Below are 15,606 nucleotides of genomic sequence, written 5' to 3'. Positions count from 1 at the left end.
CGAGGCATGATCCACGGTATCGGCACCGATCTCGTGCAACTGCCGCGAATGCGCGCGGCGCTCGAGCGTCACGGCGAGCGCTTCGCGCTGCGCATCCTGGCCGCGAGCGAGGTCGAGGCCTGGCGCGCCCACCGCGACCCGGCGCGCTTTCTTGCCAAGCGCTTCGCCGCCAAGGAAGCCTTCGGCAAGGCACTCGGCACCGGCGTCGCCGTGCCGGCCACGCTGCACGCGGTCGCGGTCGGCCACGACGCGCGCGGCAAGCCCGAGTACCGCTATGACGAGCGCCTCGCCGCGCACATGCGCGACAACGGGCTGCGCGCCCACCTCAGCATCAGCGACGAGGACGAGCACATCGTTGCGTTCGCACTGATCGAACAGGCCTGAGCCCCGGAACTTCGAGCACATGAACTCCCCCCTCCGCCGCCCCCGCGGCCCCGTCATGATCGATGTCGCCGGCACTGCGCTGACCGACGAGGAACGCGAACGCCTGCTCGACCCCCTGGTCGGCGGCGTGATCCTGTTCGCGCGCAACTTCAGCGCATCGGACCAGCTCCGCGCGCTCACCGCCGACATCCGCGCCCTGCGCGACCCGGCGCTGATCATCGCGGTCGACCACGAAGGCGGCAGGGTGCAGCGCTTCCGCACAGACGGCTTCATCCGCCTGCCGTCGATGCGTAGCCTGGGCGCGCTGTGGGAGCAGGATCACCTCGGCGCCCTCGAAGCCGCACGCGCCACCGGCTTCGTGCTCGCGGCCGAGCTGCGCGCGCATGGCGTCGATCTCAGCTTCACGCCCGTGCTCGACCTCGACTATGGCTGCTGCCGCGCGATCGGCAATCGCGCCTTCCACCGTGACCCACAGGCGGTGGCGGCGCTCGCCCAGGCGCTGGTTGCCGGCATGGCGGAGGCGGGCATGGGCGCGGTCGGCAAGCACTTTCCCGGCCACGGCTTCGTCGAGGCCGATTCGCACCACGACGTGCCGGTGGATGAACGCGACTTCGACACCGTGTGGAACGAGGACATCGCCCCTTACCGCCACCGCCTCGGCCGCCAGCTCGCCGGCGTGATGCCTGCGCATGTGATCTACCCGAACGCCGACCCGAGCCCGGAACCGCAACCCGCGGGTTTCTCGCCCTTCTGGCTCAAGGACGTGCTGCGCGCCCGGCTCGGCTTCCAGGGCGTGATCTTCAGCGACGACCTCAACATGGAAGGCGCCCGCGTCGCCGGCGACATCGTCGGCCGTGCCAAGGCCGCATACGCCGCCGGCTGCGACATGCTGCTGGTGTGCAACCGCCCGGACCTCGCCGCCGAACTGCTCGACCGCTGGGCCCCCGTCCCCGACCCCGACAATCTCGCCCGCCTCGCCGCGGTCGTGCCGACCGCCCCGCGGCCGGCCTGGCTCGCCGACCCCTTTGCGCTCGAACTCCACGCCGCCTACGTCCAGGCGCGCGACCGCGTCGCCGCCATCCCCGACGACAGCAACGCCGAGCCGACCATGACTGCAGCCACCATCGGCGAGCAGCGCACCGAGACCCTCCCTAAGCACGGATAATCGACAGGAAGTTTGCTACGGACCGTCGAGCACGAATCGCGCTGGAAGGAATGCCCCGTGTCCGCTCCGAGGCACAGATGGTTTCAAGCCCTGTTCAGCATCACCACTCATGACCGACCCGACGTCCTCTAACGCCTTCGATCCCAAGCCCTTCCTGCGCACCCTCACCGAGGAGCCCGGCGTTTATCGCATGATCGGCGCCGACGACAAGGTGCTCTATGTCGGCAAGGCCAAGAACCTCAAGCGCCGCGTCTCCAGCTACTTCCAGAAGACCCTCTCCAGTCCGCGCATCGCGATGATGGTCGCCCAGGTGCAGCGCGTGGACACTACCGCCACGCGCAGTGAGGCCGAGGCCCTGATCCTCGAGAACAACCTCATCAAGTGCCTGGCGCCGCGCTACAACATCCTCTTCCGCGACGACAAGACCTACCCGTACATCGAGCTCTCGGCGGACGAATTCCCGCGCCTGGCCTACCACCGCGGCGCCTTCACCAAGGGCGCGCGCTACTTCGGACCGTTTCCGAATGCCTGGGCGGTGCGCGAGAGCATCCACCTGCTGCAGAAGACCTTCCAGCTGCGCACCTGCGAGAACAGCGTCTTCGCCAACCGCTCGCGCCCCTGCCTGCTGCACCAGATCAAGCGCTGCACGGCACCCTGCGTGGGGCTGATCGAGCCCGAGGCCTACGCGGCGGACGTGAAGCTCGCCACCCGCTTCCTCGACGGTCAGGCGAGCGAGGTTATCGACGACCTCACGAATCGCATGCAGGCGGCGGCGGAGCGCCTCGCCTTCGAGGAGGCCGCTGCCTGCCGCGACCAGGTGCGCGTGCTGCAGGCGGTGCTGCACAAGCAGTTCGTCGACAGCCGCAAGGACGAGGACGTCGACATCCTCGCCGCGATCGAGGCCGACGGCCTCACCTGCGTCAACATCGCCATGGTGCGTGGCGGCCGCCACCTCGGCGACCGCCCCCAGTTCCCCAGCGGCGCGGCGGTGTCGGGGGCGATGGACAGCCTGCTCGCCTTCGTCGAGCAGCACTACAGCCAGCACCCGATCCCCGCGCGCATCCTGGTCAACCTGCTGCCCGACGCGGTGAAGGAGACCCTCGCCGAGATTACCGACCGACCGCCGGGCGTGGTGTTGCCGCGCTTCGAAGCCGAGAAGGCCTGGATGGAGATGGCCGAGAAGAACGCCCACCTCGCCATCCAGGCGCGCGCGCGCGACACCGGCCGCATCGAGCAGCGCCTGGAGGCCTTGCGCAGCGCCCTCGACATGGACGAGGCGCCGCAGCGCATCGAATGCCTCGACATCAGCCACACCATGGGCGAGGCCACGGTGGCCTCCTGCGTGGTGTGCGAGGCCGGCGCCATGAAGCGCGCCGAATACCGCCGCTACAACATCACGGGCATCACCCCGGGCGACGACTTCGCTGCGATGCGCCAGGCGCTGGAGCGCCGCTACGGCAAGGTCGCGGCGGGGGAGGGCGTGTGCCCCGATCTGATCCTGATCGATGGCGGCAAGGGGCAGGTGAGTGCGGCGCGCGCGATCCTCGCCGAAGTGGGCCTGGAGTCGGTGGCGATGGTCGGCGTGGCGAAAGGGGAAGGGCGCAAGGCCGGGCTGGAGACGCTGATCTTCCCCGACGGCCGCGAGGGCCTCGCGCTCGGCGGTGAATCGGCCGCGCTGCACCTGATCGTCGAGATCCGCGACGAGGCCCACCGCTTCGCCATCACCGGCCACCGCGCCAAGCGCGGCAAGGCGCGGGTGGGCTCCAAGCTGGAGGATATCCCCGGTGTGGGCCCCTCGCGCCGCCGCAACCTGCTGGCCGCGTTTGGCGGGCTCGATGGGGTGCGCGAAGCGACGGTGGAGGATCTGTGCCGCGTCGAGGGCGTTAGCCGCAAGCTCGCCGAGCAGATCCACGCTGCGCTGCGTTGAGCGGCGGGGGGGGGCGTCTCCCTGGTGCGGGCGGCACCCGCGCCGCAGCCTCGCGGCGCAGTTTCAACAGGCCGGCGATGCGCGGCTCAGCTCAGCGCGTCCTTCACCCAGGCGTTGGCCTGCTTGGCGTCGAAGCTGCTGCCGTACTTCGCCTTCAGCGCGCCCATCACCACGCCCATCTGCTTCGGCCCCCGTTCGGCGAGGCCGGCCACGGTGTCGGCGATGAAGGCCTTGACCTCGGCTTCGCTGGCCATCGGCGGCAGGTAGGCGGTGAGGATGGCGGATTCCTGCTCCAGCACCGCGCGGCGCTCGGCATCCTTGATCACGCCCAGCGCTTCCTGGTTGTTCTTCAGGAACTTGCGGATAGTCTGCTGCACTTCGTCGTCGGTGCTTTCGCGGTTGCCGGCGTTCTTGCCGACCATCTCGGCTTCGCCGATCAGGGTGCTGAGCAAGGTCGCGCGCACGCCGTCGGCGGCCTTGCGGGCGAGCAGGGAATCCTTCTTCAGTTGGGCCATCAGGCTCATGGGTGACTCCATCGGGTTCGGTGGTGGGGCGCGCTGGGCGGAATGTGGGCCGGGCACGCGCTGGCAGGGGGCCGAGTTTAGCGCAGGGGTGGCATGGCCCGAACACCGGGACGCAATTCAGGCGCCTGCCGGGACGTGCGTCAGTTGCAGGGGGCATTCGACACGCAGCTGAAAGCAGCCGCGCGTGGTCTTCTCGATACGGATCGGCGCGTTGCGCTCGACCAGGCGGCGGCCGAGCAGGATCAGGCGGGCCTCGAGGTTGTCACTGATGTCGGGCAGCCGGATGCGGGGGTCGAGGCGCAGTTCGCGGTTGCTGAAGGCGGTGCGGCCGGTGTCGGCGTGGTCGCGCAGCAGGGCCCACAGGATGGAGCCTGCCACGCCCTTTATCAGGTAGTCGGTGTCGAGGAAGATGCTGTCGTTCTCGGCATAATGACGCACCTGCAGCGGTGGCCCCGACGCCGAGGGCTGCGCCGGTGGCGGGCGGGAGGCGGGGCGCGGCTCGTCGCGGTGATCGGCCGGGCCATGGTGCAGGAGCTGGATGGCCGCGCCCAGGCCGCCGGCGAGGGAGACCATGACGTCCTCGTCGTCATAGCCGAAGCGCTGCTCCTGTGCGCTCTCGAGGTAGAGGACGCCCAGCACGCGTGTGCCGGCACGGATCGGCACGGCAAGCTGGCTGTTGGCGCCGGGCAGGCCGGGCAGCGGGATCTCCGTGTCCATCTGGAGGGCGAGTCCACTGCGTTCGAGGTTTTCGCGGATGGCCTTGCCGTAGCTGTACTCCGCTGCGAAGTGGCCGATGCGGATGGGGGTGCGCTCGCGCGCGGCGACCCCGATCACGCCGTCGCCGAGCGTGATCTCCGAGCCGATCCCTGAGGTCTCGTAGCCCCGGCTCGCGATGGTGTACAGGCGACCGGCTGCCGCATCGAGCAGCAGGATCATCGCGTGATGGACGTCGAAGTGGCGCTCGAGGCAGTCCAGCGTGCCGCACAGGAGGGCGTCGAGGTCCATGCACAGGCACAACTCCTCCACGCTCGCGCGCAGGGCCGCGAGCAGGTTGGCGCGCGGCAGGGCAGGCGTCAGCGTGCGGCTGGGCACCTGGTCGATCTCGAGCACGCGATAGACGTCGGCGCCGAGCAGGCGGAACACGCCCGCCATGCCGGCATGCGAGGCGATCCCGGCGAGCTTGGCCTTCATGATCTCGAACAGCGGCCCTTCCTCCTCGGTGCGCAGGTACTGCAGCAACAGCCGGTAATGGCCTGCCGTGCTCGGATCGATGAGGGCCACGCGGGCCAGCGGATTGGCCAGGATGTTGCGGCGCGTGGTGTTGAAGAACTGCCACGACAGCGCCACGTGCTCGGCGTCCACATACTGCACTTGCGACAGGTAGGCCGCATTGGGCACGCCGTCCGCCGCACAGGTGGCGATCGTGCCGGGGATCGCGCCATCGAGACAGGCGCGGATGGCGTCGAGCTTGAGCTTCATGATCGCAGCACGTGGCCGGCCTCGGGCCCCGGGGTCTGCAGGCTGCCGAAAGTCGGCGTGAAGCGCACCGCCACGAGATCGGCGCCGTCGGCGTGCAGCACGCCGCGGATCACCGCGCCGGAGTAGCCGAACGCCTCCAGGCCGGTGGCGAAGCGATCGACGTAATCTGCCGCCAACTCGGGGTCACTGGCTTCGATGCCGGTAATGACCGCGTCAGTACCCTTGAACTGCAGGGTGCGGTGTGTGCGTGGCAGGCTGAACACCACCGCGATGCGTGCGTTGCGGCCGATGTCGGCGAGCACCTCTGCGCTTGCCGGTGCGGCGAGCAGCACAGTGAGCTGGCGCTGGTCGGCGGAGACGCGGCATCCCGTGCCGCGGGCCAGGTGGGGGATGCGACCATCGTCGCAAGTCGCGACCGTGATCGACACCTCGCTGCGCACGAAGTCGGCGAGGGCGTCATCAATCAGCGGGGCAGCGGCGAGGTCCATGGTGTCTTGATCATAGACACCATGGACCGGATCTCAACTCTCTCGCAGGCGGGCGGTGTGGGCTCAGTGTTGATCGGCGGGAAAGACGACGGCCATCCCCTGCGGCTGGGCACCGGGCGGAACGTAGGCCGGCGCAGGCTCGCCGGCCGGGCCGAGGGCACGCACGAAGCGGTAGAAGGCACGCAGGTCCGCTTCGTCCATGTCGCGCAGCGCAAACCAGGGCATCGGCGGGCGATAGCTGATCGTGCGCGCGTTGCGCACCCAGTCGTCCTCGCTCAGGCGAGCGAGCGCCAGGCGCAGGTTGCTGGGGTAGGTCGTGCCCCAGGCGCCACTCCAGCCGAGTCGGTCGCCGGTCAGCCACTGCTGCTCGGGGACCGCGCCGCCCGTCATCGCGTAGTTGGGCGTATGGCAGTCGTTGCAGCCTGCGATGCGGGCGATGTAGCGGCCGCGCTCGATCATCGCCTGTTCGGCTGCCGGCTCGGCGGCGCTTGTCACCGTGGCGGCGGTGGCGAGGAGGAGGGTGGCAAGGATGGGGGTGCGCGCTCGTTTCATGGTCGTTCGTCTCCTGCTGGTGGAAGCCCGCTGCGGGAAGCGTCTCCAGCGCGGGCAACTGCAGTGTGGCGACAAGGCTGAAACCGTGTTCCTAAAAAGCCGCTGCGAAGATCCTAAGTTTTTCCTAAGCGGGCGCACTCGGCAGCGTTAGGCCAGGCTGGTGGCGATGTAGTCGACCAGGCGGCGGGTCGCCTCGCTTTCGGTTTCGGTGCGCGTGTGCAGGCGCAGGTCGAGCTCGCCCATTGACGGGAAGCCGTCCCGCTCCTCGAGCACACGCACGCCCTCGGGAACCGTGGTCGCGGCAAGCAGCGTCACGCCGAGTCCGGCGCGCACCGCGGCGATGATGCCGCTGTAGCTGGAGCTCGTGTAGGTGATGCGCCAGCCCCGCTCGAGCCGGCCCAGGGTCTGGAGCACGCGGTTGCGATAGATGCAGGGTGCCGGGGCCAGCACCAGCGCGAGCGGCTGTTGCTGGTGGCGCGCGTGGTCCGGGCTGGTGATCCACAGCAGGGGTTCGGTCAGTACCTTGGTGCCGCTGCTTGCCGTCGGATCGTCGTGCAGTGCGATGACGAGGTCGAACTCGCCCTTCTCTTGCCGCAGGAGCAGGTTCTTGCTGAGATCGCAGGTCACTTCCAGCATCACGCCCGGGTGGGCCTGGGCGAACTTGCCGAGCACGACGGGCAGCAGCGAGGCGGTGTATTCATGCGGTGCGCCAAGGCGCACGCTGCCTGCGACCTTGGGCCGGCGGATGCTGCTCACCGCCTCGTCGTTGAGCGCGAGTATGCGCCGCGCGTAGCCGAGCAGCGTCGTGCCCTCGTCGGTGAGCTTGACGCGGTGGCTGCCGCGCACGAAGAGCTCGGCTCCCAGCAGTTCTTCCAGCCGTCGCACCTGCAGGCTGACGGCCGACTGCGTACGCCCGACCGCATCGCCGGCGCGGGTGAAGCTGCCCAGGTCCACGGCCTTGACGAAGGTTCGCAGCAGTTCGGTCGGGATGTTGCTCATCGGGATGGGGTATTTAGGGTTTAAATAATTTCATTTCAACTATCAAATCTACAAATGTCAAGGCAGCGCTAACATGCATCCCGTCATGCCTTCCCGGCCTCGCCACAACCCGCCCCACACCAAGGAGACATCATGAGCATTGTCAAATTCACCGAAGATCACGAATGGCTGCGCGTTGACGGCGACATCGTCACCGTCGGCATCACCGACTATGCGCAGAACGCGCTCGGCGACATCGTCTTCGTCCAGCTTCCCGACGTGGATACCCACTTCGATGCCGGCGACGAGGCTGCGGTGATCGAGTCCGTGAAGGCGGCGGGCGAGCTCAAGATGCCGCTCGCCGGCACCGTGGTCGAGGTCAACCCGGTGCTGACCGACGCCCCTGCGACGGTCAACGAGGATCCGCTGGGCACGGGCTGGTTCATCCGCATCCGCCTCGACGATCCGGCTGCGCTGGATGGCCTGCTCGACCAGGCTGCCTACGACAAGCTGACCACCTGACCGACCTGCCTCCGGATTTCGCCGCCATCATGAACATGAACGACACCCGCCTGTCCGCGACGCTCGCACAGCTCGAGCAGCGCGATGATTTCGTCGGCCGCCACGTCGGCCCGGACCAGGCCGAGACCCAGTCGATGCTCGCCGCCCTCGGCCTCGACTCGCTCGATCAACTGATCGAGAAGGTCATCCCCGCCTCCATCCTGTCGGCCGCGCCGCTGGCCTTGCCCGAAGGACGCACCGAGCCCGAGGCGTTGGCAATGCTGCGCGCGATCGCGGACAAGAACAGGGTGCTGCGCTCGTTCATCGGCACGGGCTACCACGACACCTTCACGCCGACGGTCATCCTGCGCAACGTGCTCGAGAACCCGGCCTGGTACACCGCCTACACGCCCTACCAGCCCGAGATCTCGCAGGGCCGCCTGGAGGCGCTGCTGAACTTCCAGACCATGGTCACCGACCTCACCGGCCTGGAGATCGCCAACGCCTCGCTGCTCGACGAGGCCACCGCCGCGGCCGAGGCCATGGCCTTCTGCCAGCGCCTGTCGAAGAGCAAGGCCAAGGCCTTCTTCGTCTCGCGCGACTGCCACCCGCAGACCATCGAGGTCGTGCGTACCCGCGCCGAGCCGCTCGGCTTCGAGGTCATCGTCGGCGACGCCGCGACCGATCTGGCCGCGCACGAGGTCTTCGGCGTGCTGCTGCAGTATCCGGCGAGCACCGGCGAGGTGGTGGATTACGCCGCCATCGTCGCCGCCGCCCACGACAAGAAGGCGCTGGTGGTGGTCGCCGCCGACCTGCTGGCGCTGACCCTGCTCAAGCCGCCGGGCGATTTCGGCGCCGACGTCGCCATCGGCTCGACCCAGCGCTTCGGCATCCCGATGGGCTTTGGCGGCCCGCACGCGGCCTACTTCGCCACTCGCGACGAGCACAAGCGCGTGATGCCCGGCCGCGTTGTCGGCGTGTCGATCGACAGCCACGGCAAGAAGGCCTACCGCCTGGCGATGCAGACCCGCGAGCAGCACATCCGGCGCGAGAAGGCCACCTCCAACATCTGCACCGCGCAGGCGCTGCTCGCCATCATGGCCAGCATGTACGTCTGCTACCACGGCCCGGCCGGCCTGACCACGATCGCGCGCCGCGTGCATCGCCTGACCGCGACCCTGGCCGCCGGCCTGCGCCGCCTCGGCGCCGACGTGCCGACTCAGGCCTTCTTCGACACCATCACCGTGCGCGTCGCCGATGCCGCCGCGGTGCATGCCGCCGCGCGCGCCGCGGGCATGAACCTGCGCGAGATCGACGCCATCACGGTCGGCATCGCGCTCGACGAGACCACCCGCCGCGCCGACGTCGAGGCGCTATGGAAGGTGTTTGGCGCGGGCGCCGCGGCGCTCGATTTCGATGCCGTCGAAGCCCAGGTGCAGGAGGCGCTGCCGGCCGCGCAACTGCGCAGCTCCGCCTTCCTGACCCACCCGGTGTTCAGTGCCCACCAGTCCGAGACCAAGATGCTGCGCTACCTGCGCAGCCTGGCCGACAAGGACCTCGCGCTCGATCGCACGATGATCCCGCTCGGCTCGTGCACCATGAAGCTCAACGCCACCACCGAGATGATCCCGGTGACCTGGACCGAGTTCGGCGGCCTGCACCCCTTCGCGCCGGCCGACCAGACGCAGGGCTATGCCCAGCTCACCGCCGAGCTCGAGCAGATGCTGTGCGCCTGCACCGGCTACGACGCGGTGTCACTGCAGCCCAATGCCGGCTCGCAGGGCGAATACGCCGGGCTGCTGGCGATCCGCGCCTACCACGCCAGCCGCGGCGAGGGCCACCGCGACGTGTGCCTGATCCCGAGCTCGGCGCACGGCACCAACCCGGCCACCGCGCAGATGGCCGGCATGCGCGTGGTCGTCGTTGCCTGCGATGCCAACGGCAATGTCGACGTCGCCGACCTCAAGGCCAAGGCCGCGCAGCACGCCGACCAGCTCGCCGCGATCATGATCACCTACCCGTCGACGCACGGCGTGTTCGAGACCGCGGTGCGCGAGATCACCGACATCGTGCACGCCCACGGCGGCCAGGTGTACATCGACGGCGCCAACCTCAACGCCATGGTCGGCCTGTGCGGCCCGGGCCACTTCGGCGGCGACGTCTCGCACCTGAACCTGCACAAGACCTTCTGCATCCCGCACGGCGGCGGCGGTCCGGGCGTCGGCCCGATCGGCGTCAAGGCGCACCTCGCGCCCTTCCTGCCGGGTCACGCGGCGGTCGGTCTGAAGGGCATCGGCGCAGTGGCGGCGGCGCCCTGGGGCAGCGCCAGCATCCTGCCCATCACCTGGACCTACATCACCCTGATGGGCCGCGATGGCCTGCGCCACGCCACGGTGACGGCGATCCTCAACGCCAACTACATCGCCCGCCGCCTCGAATCGCACTACCCGGTGCTCTATCGCGGCGAGCATGGCATGGTGGCGCATGAGTGCATCCTCGACCTGCGCCCGCTCAAGGACAGCACCGGCATCAGCGTCGACGACGTCGCCAAACGCCTGATCGACTTCGGCTTCCACGCGCCGACGATGTCCTTCCCGGTGCCGGGCACGCTGATGATCGAGCCGACCGAGAGCGAGTCGAAGGCCGAGCTCGACCGCTTCTGCGACGCGATGATCGCGATCCGCGAGGAGATCGCCAAGGTTGCCAGCGGCGACTACGACGCCGAGGACAACCCGCTGGTCAACGCCCCGCACACCGCCGAGGCCATTGTCGGCGACTGGACCCATCCCTACAGCCGCGAGCAGGCCGTCTATCCGCTCGCCAGCCTGCGCGCGAACAAGTACTGGTCGCCGGTCGGCCGGGTGGATAACGTGTATGGCGACCGCAACCTGGTTTGCGCTTGCCCGCCGCTGTCCGATTACGAAGAAGTCTGAGGAGCCCCGCACATGAACGCCTCTTTCATCGTCACCCTGGTTGGCGAGGATCGCCCGGGCCTGGTCAACGCGCTCGCCGAGCGCGCAGCCGCGAACGGCGCCAACTGGCTCGACAGCAGCATGGCACACCTGGCCGGCAGGTTCGCGGGCATCGTGCGGCTCGACGTGGCCGAAGCGAACGCCGAACGCCTTGAGGCAGCACTCCGCGGGCTGTCGTCGGCCGGTCTCAGCCTGAGCATCGAGCGCGGCAGCGCCGCGGCGGGCGCGGCCGGCGGCGAACTGATCCGCATGGCGCTCCTCGCCCACGACCGGCCCGGCATCGTGCGCGACATTTCCTCGGTGCTGGCGCAGCACGGGGCGAGCGTCGAGCGCATGGACAGCGCCTGCGAGAGCGCGTCCTTCAGCGGCGAGGCGATGTTCCGCGCCGAACTGGAGGTCCGCGTACCGGCCAGCGTGGCGCCCGCCGAGTTGCAGGCGGCGCTCGAGGCGCTGGCCAACGAACTGATGGTGGATCTCAAGCTGGAGGCCGGCGCCTGATCTGACCCAACACGCCGGCATGCGCCGGCTAGATGTACCGCCGGGGGACGGAAGACGCAGCAAGCGTGCCATCCCGCCGGCGCCATAACGACAAGGAGGCAGGAGACACCATGCAGCTCATCAACGATTTCTTCAACTGGCTCAACGGCATCGTGTGGGGCGTGCCCATGATCGTGCTGATCCTGGGTACCGGCCTCTATCTTCAGATCCGCCTCGGCTTCATGCCGATTCGGCGCATCCCGCAGGGCTTCCGCTTGATCTGGGGCAGCCGCAAGGCGGGCTCCCGTGCCGAGGGCGAGATCTCGCCCTTCGCCGCGCTGATGACCGCGCTCTCGGCCACCGTGGGTACGGGCAACATCGCGGGCGTGGCGACCGCGATCGCGGTCGGCGGCCCGGGCGCGTTGTTCTGGATGTGGATGACGGCCTTCGTCGGCATGGCGACCAAGTACGCCGAGGTCGTGGTCGCGGTGAAGTACCGCGTGGTCGATGACAAGGGCGAGCACGCCGGTGGCCCGATGTACGCCATCCGCAACGGCCTGGGCAAGCGCTGGGGCTGGCTGGCCGGTGCGTTCGCGATCTTCGGCGGGCTGGCGGGCTTCGGGATCGGTAACATGGTCCAGGCCAACGGCATCTCGAGCGCGATGGAGAACGCCTTCGGCATCGACCCCTGGGTCACCGGCGGGGTGCTGATGCTGCTCACTGGCGCGGTCGTGCTCGGTGGCATCAAGCGCATCGGCGCGGTCGCGGAGAAGCTCGTGCCGGCGATGTGCATCGGCTACATCGTGTGCTGCGCGGTGGTGCTGGTCACCTTCGCCGACCAGATCCCGGCCGCCTTCGACCTCATCTTCACCCATGCCTTCACGCCGATCTCGGCGGCCGGCGGCTTCGTCGGCGCGACCGTGATGATGGCGATCCAGCGTGGCGTGGCGCGCGGCATCTTCTCCAACGAGGCTGGCCTCGGTACCGCAGGCATCGCGCAGGCGGCGGGAACTACCAGCAACGCGGTGTATTCCGGCCTGATCGGCATGATGGGCACCTTCATCGACACCATCATCGTGTGCACGATGACCGGCGTGGCGATCATCGTCAGCGGCGTGTGGACTTCGGGCGCATCCGGCGCCGTGCTGACCTCGGCCAGCTTCGAGGCCGCGATGCCGGGCGTGGGCAAGTACCTGCTCGCGATCTCGCTGGCGGTGTTCGCCTTCACTACCATCCTCGGCTGGGCCTACTACGGCGAGAAGTGCTGGGAATACCTGCTCGGCACGGCGAGCGAGAAGCCCTTCCGCGTGCTGTGGATCCTGTGCGTCCCGGTGGGCGCGGTCACCAGCCTGGACTTCGCGTGGCTGGTTGCCGACACGCTGAACGCGCTGATGGCGATCCCCAATCTCATCTCGCTGCTGCTGCTCACGCCGGTCGTCGTCACACTGACCCGCGAGTACTTCGCCAACGGCGGTGCCGACGGCGGCGAAGCCCGGAAATCGGCCGCGCGCCCGAGCCGTTGAGCTTCCCCCGTTGAACGTCCTCCGCTGAACCTCACCTGTCGCACCCAACCAATTCAGGAGTCCCCCATGTTCGACAAGCACATGCAGATCGACGGCTACGACGCCGAACTCTGGACCGCCATCGAGGCCGAGCGCGCACGCCAGGAAGACCACATCGAGCTGATCGCGTCCGAGAACTACGCCAGCCCGCGCGTGATGCAGGCGCAGGGCACGGTACTCACCAACAAGTACGCCGAAGGCTATCCGGGCAAGCGCTACTACGGCGGCTGCGAGCATGTCGACGTGGTCGAGCAGCTTGCGATCGACCGCGCCAGGCAGCTCTTCGCCGCCGACTGGGCGAACGTGCAGCCGCACTCGGGCTCGCAGGCCAATGCCGCGGTGTATCTCGCGCTGCTGCAGCCGCACGACACCATCCTGGGCATGAGCCTGGCCCATGGCGGTCACCTGACCCACGGCGCCAAGGTGAACTTCTCCGGCAAGATCTTCAACGCCGTGCAGTACGGCGTCACCGACGAGGGCGTGATCGACTACGACGCGCTCGAGGCGCTGGCCGTCGAGTGCAAACCGAAGATGATCGTCGCCGGCTTCTCCGCCTATGCCCGCCACCTCGACTTCGCGCGCTTTCGCGCCATCGCCGACAAGGTCGGTGCGCTGCTGTTCGTCGACATGGCCCACGTCGCCGGCCTGGTGGCCGCCGGGCTGTACCCGAACCCGGTGCCCTTCGCCGACATCGTCACCAGCACCACGCACAAGACCCTGCGCGGCCCGCGCGGCGGCATCATCGTTGGCCGCGCCAATCCAGAGATCGAGAAAAAGATCGCGTCGATGGTGTTCCCCGGCACCCAGGGCGGGCCGCTGATGCACGTCATCGCCGCCAAGGCGGTGGCCTTCAAGGAGGCGCTCGAGCCTGCTTTCAAGGACTACCAGAAGCAGGTGATCGCCAACGCGCGCGCGATGGCGGCGGTGTTCGTCGAGCGCGGCTATCGGATCGTCTCCGGCGGCACCGACGACCACCTGTTCCTGGTCGACCTGATCGCCAAGGGCATCACCGGCAAGGCCGCCGACGCGGCGCTGGGTTCGGCACACATCACCGTCAACAAGAACACCGTGCCCAACGACCCGCAGTCGCCCTTCGTCACCAGCGGCATCCGCATCGGCACGCCGGCGGCGACCACGCGCGGCTTCGGCATCGACGAGGTCAGCGCGCTCGCCGGCTGGATCTGTGACATCCTCGATGACATGGACAACCCGGCGGTGATCGACGCGGTGCGTGCCAAGGTCGCCGCGCTGTGCGCACGCTTCCCGGTGTACGGGGCTTGAGAGACGGGCGCCGCGTGCGCTCACGCAGGGTCTCGAGCGGTTCGAGTCCCTGCGTGACCCCGGCGCCGACATGAAACTGCTATACAGGGAAGGCGCGCGCGGTGGTCTCGCCGCGAACGTCACCGAATGCTGAACGCCCTTCCGCAAATCGACAAGGAACCAAGATGAGCGACATTCAATCCGACGCCCCCTTGCTGCAAACCCCGCTTCACGATCTGCACGTGTCGCTCGGCGCCAAGATGGTGCCGTTCGCCGGCTACGCGATGCCGGTGCAGTACCCGGCGGGCATCCTCAAGGAACACCTCCATACCCGCAGCCAGGCCGGCCTGTTCGACGTCTCGCACATGGGGCAGGTGATGCTGCTTGGCCCCGACGCCGCGGCTGCACTGGAGACCCTGGTGCCGGTCGACATCATCGACCTGCCGCCGGGCATGCAGCGCTACGCCCTGTTCCTCAACGACAAGGGCGGTGTAATGGACGACCTGATGGTCGCCAACTTTGGCGACGGTCGGCTGTTCGTGGTCGTCAACGCCGCCTGCAAGGCACAGGACATCGCGCACATGCAGCAGCACCTGTCCGCGCGCTGCAAGGTCGAGGTGCTGGCCGATCGCGCCCTGCTCGCCCTGCAGGGGCCGGCGGCCGGCGCGGTGCTGGCGCGCCTTGCGCCCGAGACGGCGAAGATGGTGTTCATGAACGTCGCCACCGTGACCCTGCTTGGCGCCGAGTGCTACGTCAGCCGGTCGGGCTACACCGGCGAGGACGGCTTCGAGATCTCGGTGCCGGCCGACAAGGCCGAGGCGCTCGCCAAGGAACTGCTCAGCCACCCCGAAGTCGCGCCGATCGGCCTCGGTGCGCGTGACTCGCTGCGCCTGGAAGCTGGCCTGTGCCTGTACGGCCACGACCTCGATCAGCACACCTCGCCGGTCGAGAGCAGCCTGCTGTGGGCGCTGTCCAAGGTGCGCCGCGCCGATGGTGCCCGTCCCGGTGGCTACCCGGGCGCCGACGTGGTCTTCGAGCACATCGCCAAGGGCGTGGCGCGCAAGCGCGTGGGCCTGCGCCCGAACGCACGCGTGCCGGTGCGCGAGGGCGCGGAGCTGGTGGATGCCGACGGTCGCAAGGTCGGCATGGTCACCAGCGGCGGCTTCGGCCCGACGCTGGAGGCGCCGGTGGCGATGGGCTACGTCGATACCGCGCTGGCCAAGGTCGGCACCCCGCTGTCGGCGATGGTGCGCGGCAAGGCGGTGCCGATCGAAGTGGCCAGCACCCCCTTCGTGCCGCAACGCTACTACCGCGGCTGACGTACGACGGGACGGCCC

Annotated in this window: 14 protein-coding genes; 9 read left to right on the top strand and 5 right to left on the bottom strand. The window is 68.8% G+C overall.

All coding sequences use genetic code 11. From position 1 onward, the window contains the following. Nucleotides 1-6: 6 nt before the first annotated feature. The 3 genes from acpS (at nt 7) to uvrC (ending at nt 3,476) form a co-directional block, all read left to right on the top strand. Entirely contained in the window at nt 7-384 is a 378-nt protein-coding gene (acpS, locus tag PLC66_RS05145; protein ID WP_324538168.1) for a holo-ACP synthase, read from the top strand. Between the two features lie 19 nt (nt 385-403). After that, nucleotides 404-1,549: a beta-N-acetylhexosaminidase gene (nagZ, locus tag PLC66_RS05140; protein WP_324538167.1), complete on the top strand. Its 1,146-nt coding sequence runs from the start codon at nt 404-406 to the stop codon at nt 1,547-1,549. 109 nt (nt 1,550-1,658) lie between these two features. Next, on the top strand, nt 1,659-3,476 hold the full coding sequence (gene uvrC, locus PLC66_RS05135) for an excinuclease ABC subunit UvrC (RefSeq protein ID WP_324538166.1): 1,818 nt from the start codon (nt 1,659-1,661) through the stop codon (nt 3,474-3,476). 86 nt (nt 3,477-3,562) lie between these two features. On the opposite strand, the gene PLC66_RS05130 is transcribed toward uvrC, so the two are convergent. The 5 genes from PLC66_RS05130 to PLC66_RS05110 all read right to left on the bottom strand — a co-directional run bounded on the left by PLC66_RS05130 (nt 3,563) and on the right by PLC66_RS05110 (nt 7,518). Then, complete coding sequence (locus PLC66_RS05130) at nt 3,563-4,000, bottom strand: GatB/YqeY domain-containing protein (RefSeq protein WP_324538165.1); 438 nt, start codon at nt 3,998-4,000, stop codon at nt 3,563-3,565. Between the two features lie 117 nt (nt 4,001-4,117). Further along, on the bottom strand, nt 4,118-5,479 hold the full coding sequence (locus PLC66_RS05125; protein WP_324538164.1) for a GAF domain-containing protein: 1,362 nt from the start codon (nt 5,477-5,479) through the stop codon (nt 4,118-4,120). Next, a complete protein-coding gene (locus PLC66_RS05120) occupies nt 5,476-5,967 on the bottom strand; it encodes a pyridoxamine 5'-phosphate oxidase family protein (RefSeq protein ID WP_324538163.1) in 492 nt (163 codons plus the stop codon). The genes PLC66_RS05125 and PLC66_RS05120 overlap by 4 nt, the downstream gene beginning before the upstream one ends. Nucleotides 5,968-6,030: 63 nt before the next feature. Next, nucleotides 6,031-6,519, bottom strand: a complete 489-nt coding sequence (locus PLC66_RS05115; RefSeq protein WP_324538162.1) for a cytochrome C — start codon at nt 6,517-6,519, stop codon at nt 6,031-6,033. Between the two features lie 147 nt (nt 6,520-6,666). Next, nucleotides 6,667-7,518 carry a LysR substrate-binding domain-containing protein gene (locus tag PLC66_RS05110; protein ID WP_324538161.1) on the bottom strand — a complete coding sequence of 284 codons (852 nt, stop codon included), beginning with the start codon at nt 7,516-7,518 and terminating at the stop codon, nt 6,667-6,669. A 132-nt stretch (nt 7,519-7,650) separates the two neighbouring features. Between PLC66_RS05110 and gcvH the strand changes: the two genes are divergently transcribed. From gcvH to gcvT, 6 genes are all read left to right on the top strand, one after another. Beyond that, nucleotides 7,651-8,019: a glycine cleavage system protein GcvH gene (gene gcvH, locus PLC66_RS05105; protein WP_324538160.1), complete on the top strand. Its 369-nt coding sequence runs from the start codon at nt 7,651-7,653 to the stop codon at nt 8,017-8,019. Between the two features lie 29 nt (nt 8,020-8,048). Then, nucleotides 8,049-10,931 carry an aminomethyl-transferring glycine dehydrogenase gene (gcvP, locus tag PLC66_RS05100; protein ID WP_324538159.1) on the top strand — a complete coding sequence of 961 codons (2,883 nt, stop codon included), beginning with the start codon at nt 8,049-8,051 and terminating at the stop codon, nt 10,929-10,931. Nucleotides 10,932-10,943: 12 nt separating this feature from the next. Next, nucleotides 10,944-11,468 (top strand): glycine cleavage system transcriptional repressor, encoded by a 525-nt coding sequence (locus PLC66_RS05095; protein WP_324538158.1) that lies wholly within the window; start codon nt 10,944-10,946, stop codon nt 11,466-11,468. A gap of 110 nt (nt 11,469-11,578) precedes the next feature. Then, nucleotides 11,579-12,970, top strand: a complete 1,392-nt coding sequence (locus PLC66_RS05090) for an alanine/glycine:cation symporter family protein (protein ID WP_324538157.1) — start codon at nt 11,579-11,581, stop codon at nt 12,968-12,970. Nucleotides 12,971-13,036: 66 nt separating this feature from the next. Further along, entirely contained in the window at nt 13,037-14,290 is a 1,254-nt protein-coding gene (gene glyA, locus PLC66_RS05085) for a serine hydroxymethyltransferase (protein WP_324538156.1), read from the top strand. 164 nt (nt 14,291-14,454) lie between these two features. Then, the gene (gcvT, locus tag PLC66_RS05080; RefSeq protein WP_324538155.1) at nt 14,455-15,588 is read left to right on the top strand and encodes a glycine cleavage system aminomethyltransferase GcvT; all 1,134 of its coding nucleotides are present in this window, start codon (nt 14,455-14,457) and stop codon (nt 15,586-15,588) included. Nucleotides 15,589-15,606: the final 18 nt, after the last annotated feature.

The organism is Thauera sp. (genome assembly GCF_035444905.1).
In the GTDB taxonomy this organism is placed as follows: domain Bacteria; phylum Pseudomonadota; class Gammaproteobacteria; order Burkholderiales; family Rhodocyclaceae; genus Thauera.
Note: the sequence above shows the minus strand (reverse complement) of the source record. Positions and strands in the feature narration are given on the sequence as shown.

Bases quoted from the DNA above. Each gene is read 5' to 3' on its own strand.
- acpS (WP_324538168.1), top strand. From the start codon at position 7: ATGATCCACGGTATCGGCACCGATCTCGTGCAACTGCCGCGAATGCGC.
- nagZ (WP_324538167.1), top strand. From the start codon at position 404: ATGAACTCCCCCCTCCGCCGCCCCCGCGGCCCCGTCATGATCGATGTC.
- uvrC (WP_324538166.1), top strand. From the start codon at position 1,659: ATGACCGACCCGACGTCCTCTAACGCCTTCGATCCCAAGCCCTTCCTG.
- PLC66_RS05130 (WP_324538165.1), bottom strand. From the start codon at position 4,000: ATGAGCCTGATGGCCCAACTGAAGAAGGATTCCCTGCTCGCCCGCAAG.
- PLC66_RS05125 (WP_324538164.1), bottom strand. From the start codon at position 5,479: ATGAAGCTCAAGCTCGACGCCATCCGCGCCTGTCTCGATGGCGCGATC.
- PLC66_RS05120 (WP_324538163.1), bottom strand. From the start codon at position 5,967: ATGGACCTCGCCGCTGCCCCGCTGATTGATGACGCCCTCGCCGACTTC.
- PLC66_RS05115 (WP_324538162.1), bottom strand. From the start codon at position 6,519: ATGAAACGAGCGCGCACCCCCATCCTTGCCACCCTCCTCCTCGCCACC.
- PLC66_RS05110 (WP_324538161.1), bottom strand. From the start codon at position 7,518: ATGAGCAACATCCCGACCGAACTGCTGCGAACCTTCGTCAAGGCCGTG.
- gcvH (WP_324538160.1), top strand. From the start codon at position 7,651: ATGAGCATTGTCAAATTCACCGAAGATCACGAATGGCTGCGCGTTGAC.
- gcvP (WP_324538159.1), top strand. From the start codon at position 8,049: ATGAACATGAACGACACCCGCCTGTCCGCGACGCTCGCACAGCTCGAG.
- PLC66_RS05095 (WP_324538158.1), top strand. From the start codon at position 10,944: ATGAACGCCTCTTTCATCGTCACCCTGGTTGGCGAGGATCGCCCGGGC.
- PLC66_RS05090 (WP_324538157.1), top strand. From the start codon at position 11,579: ATGCAGCTCATCAACGATTTCTTCAACTGGCTCAACGGCATCGTGTGG.
- glyA (WP_324538156.1), top strand. From the start codon at position 13,037: ATGTTCGACAAGCACATGCAGATCGACGGCTACGACGCCGAACTCTGG.
- gcvT (WP_324538155.1), top strand. From the start codon at position 14,455: ATGAGCGACATTCAATCCGACGCCCCCTTGCTGCAAACCCCGCTTCAC.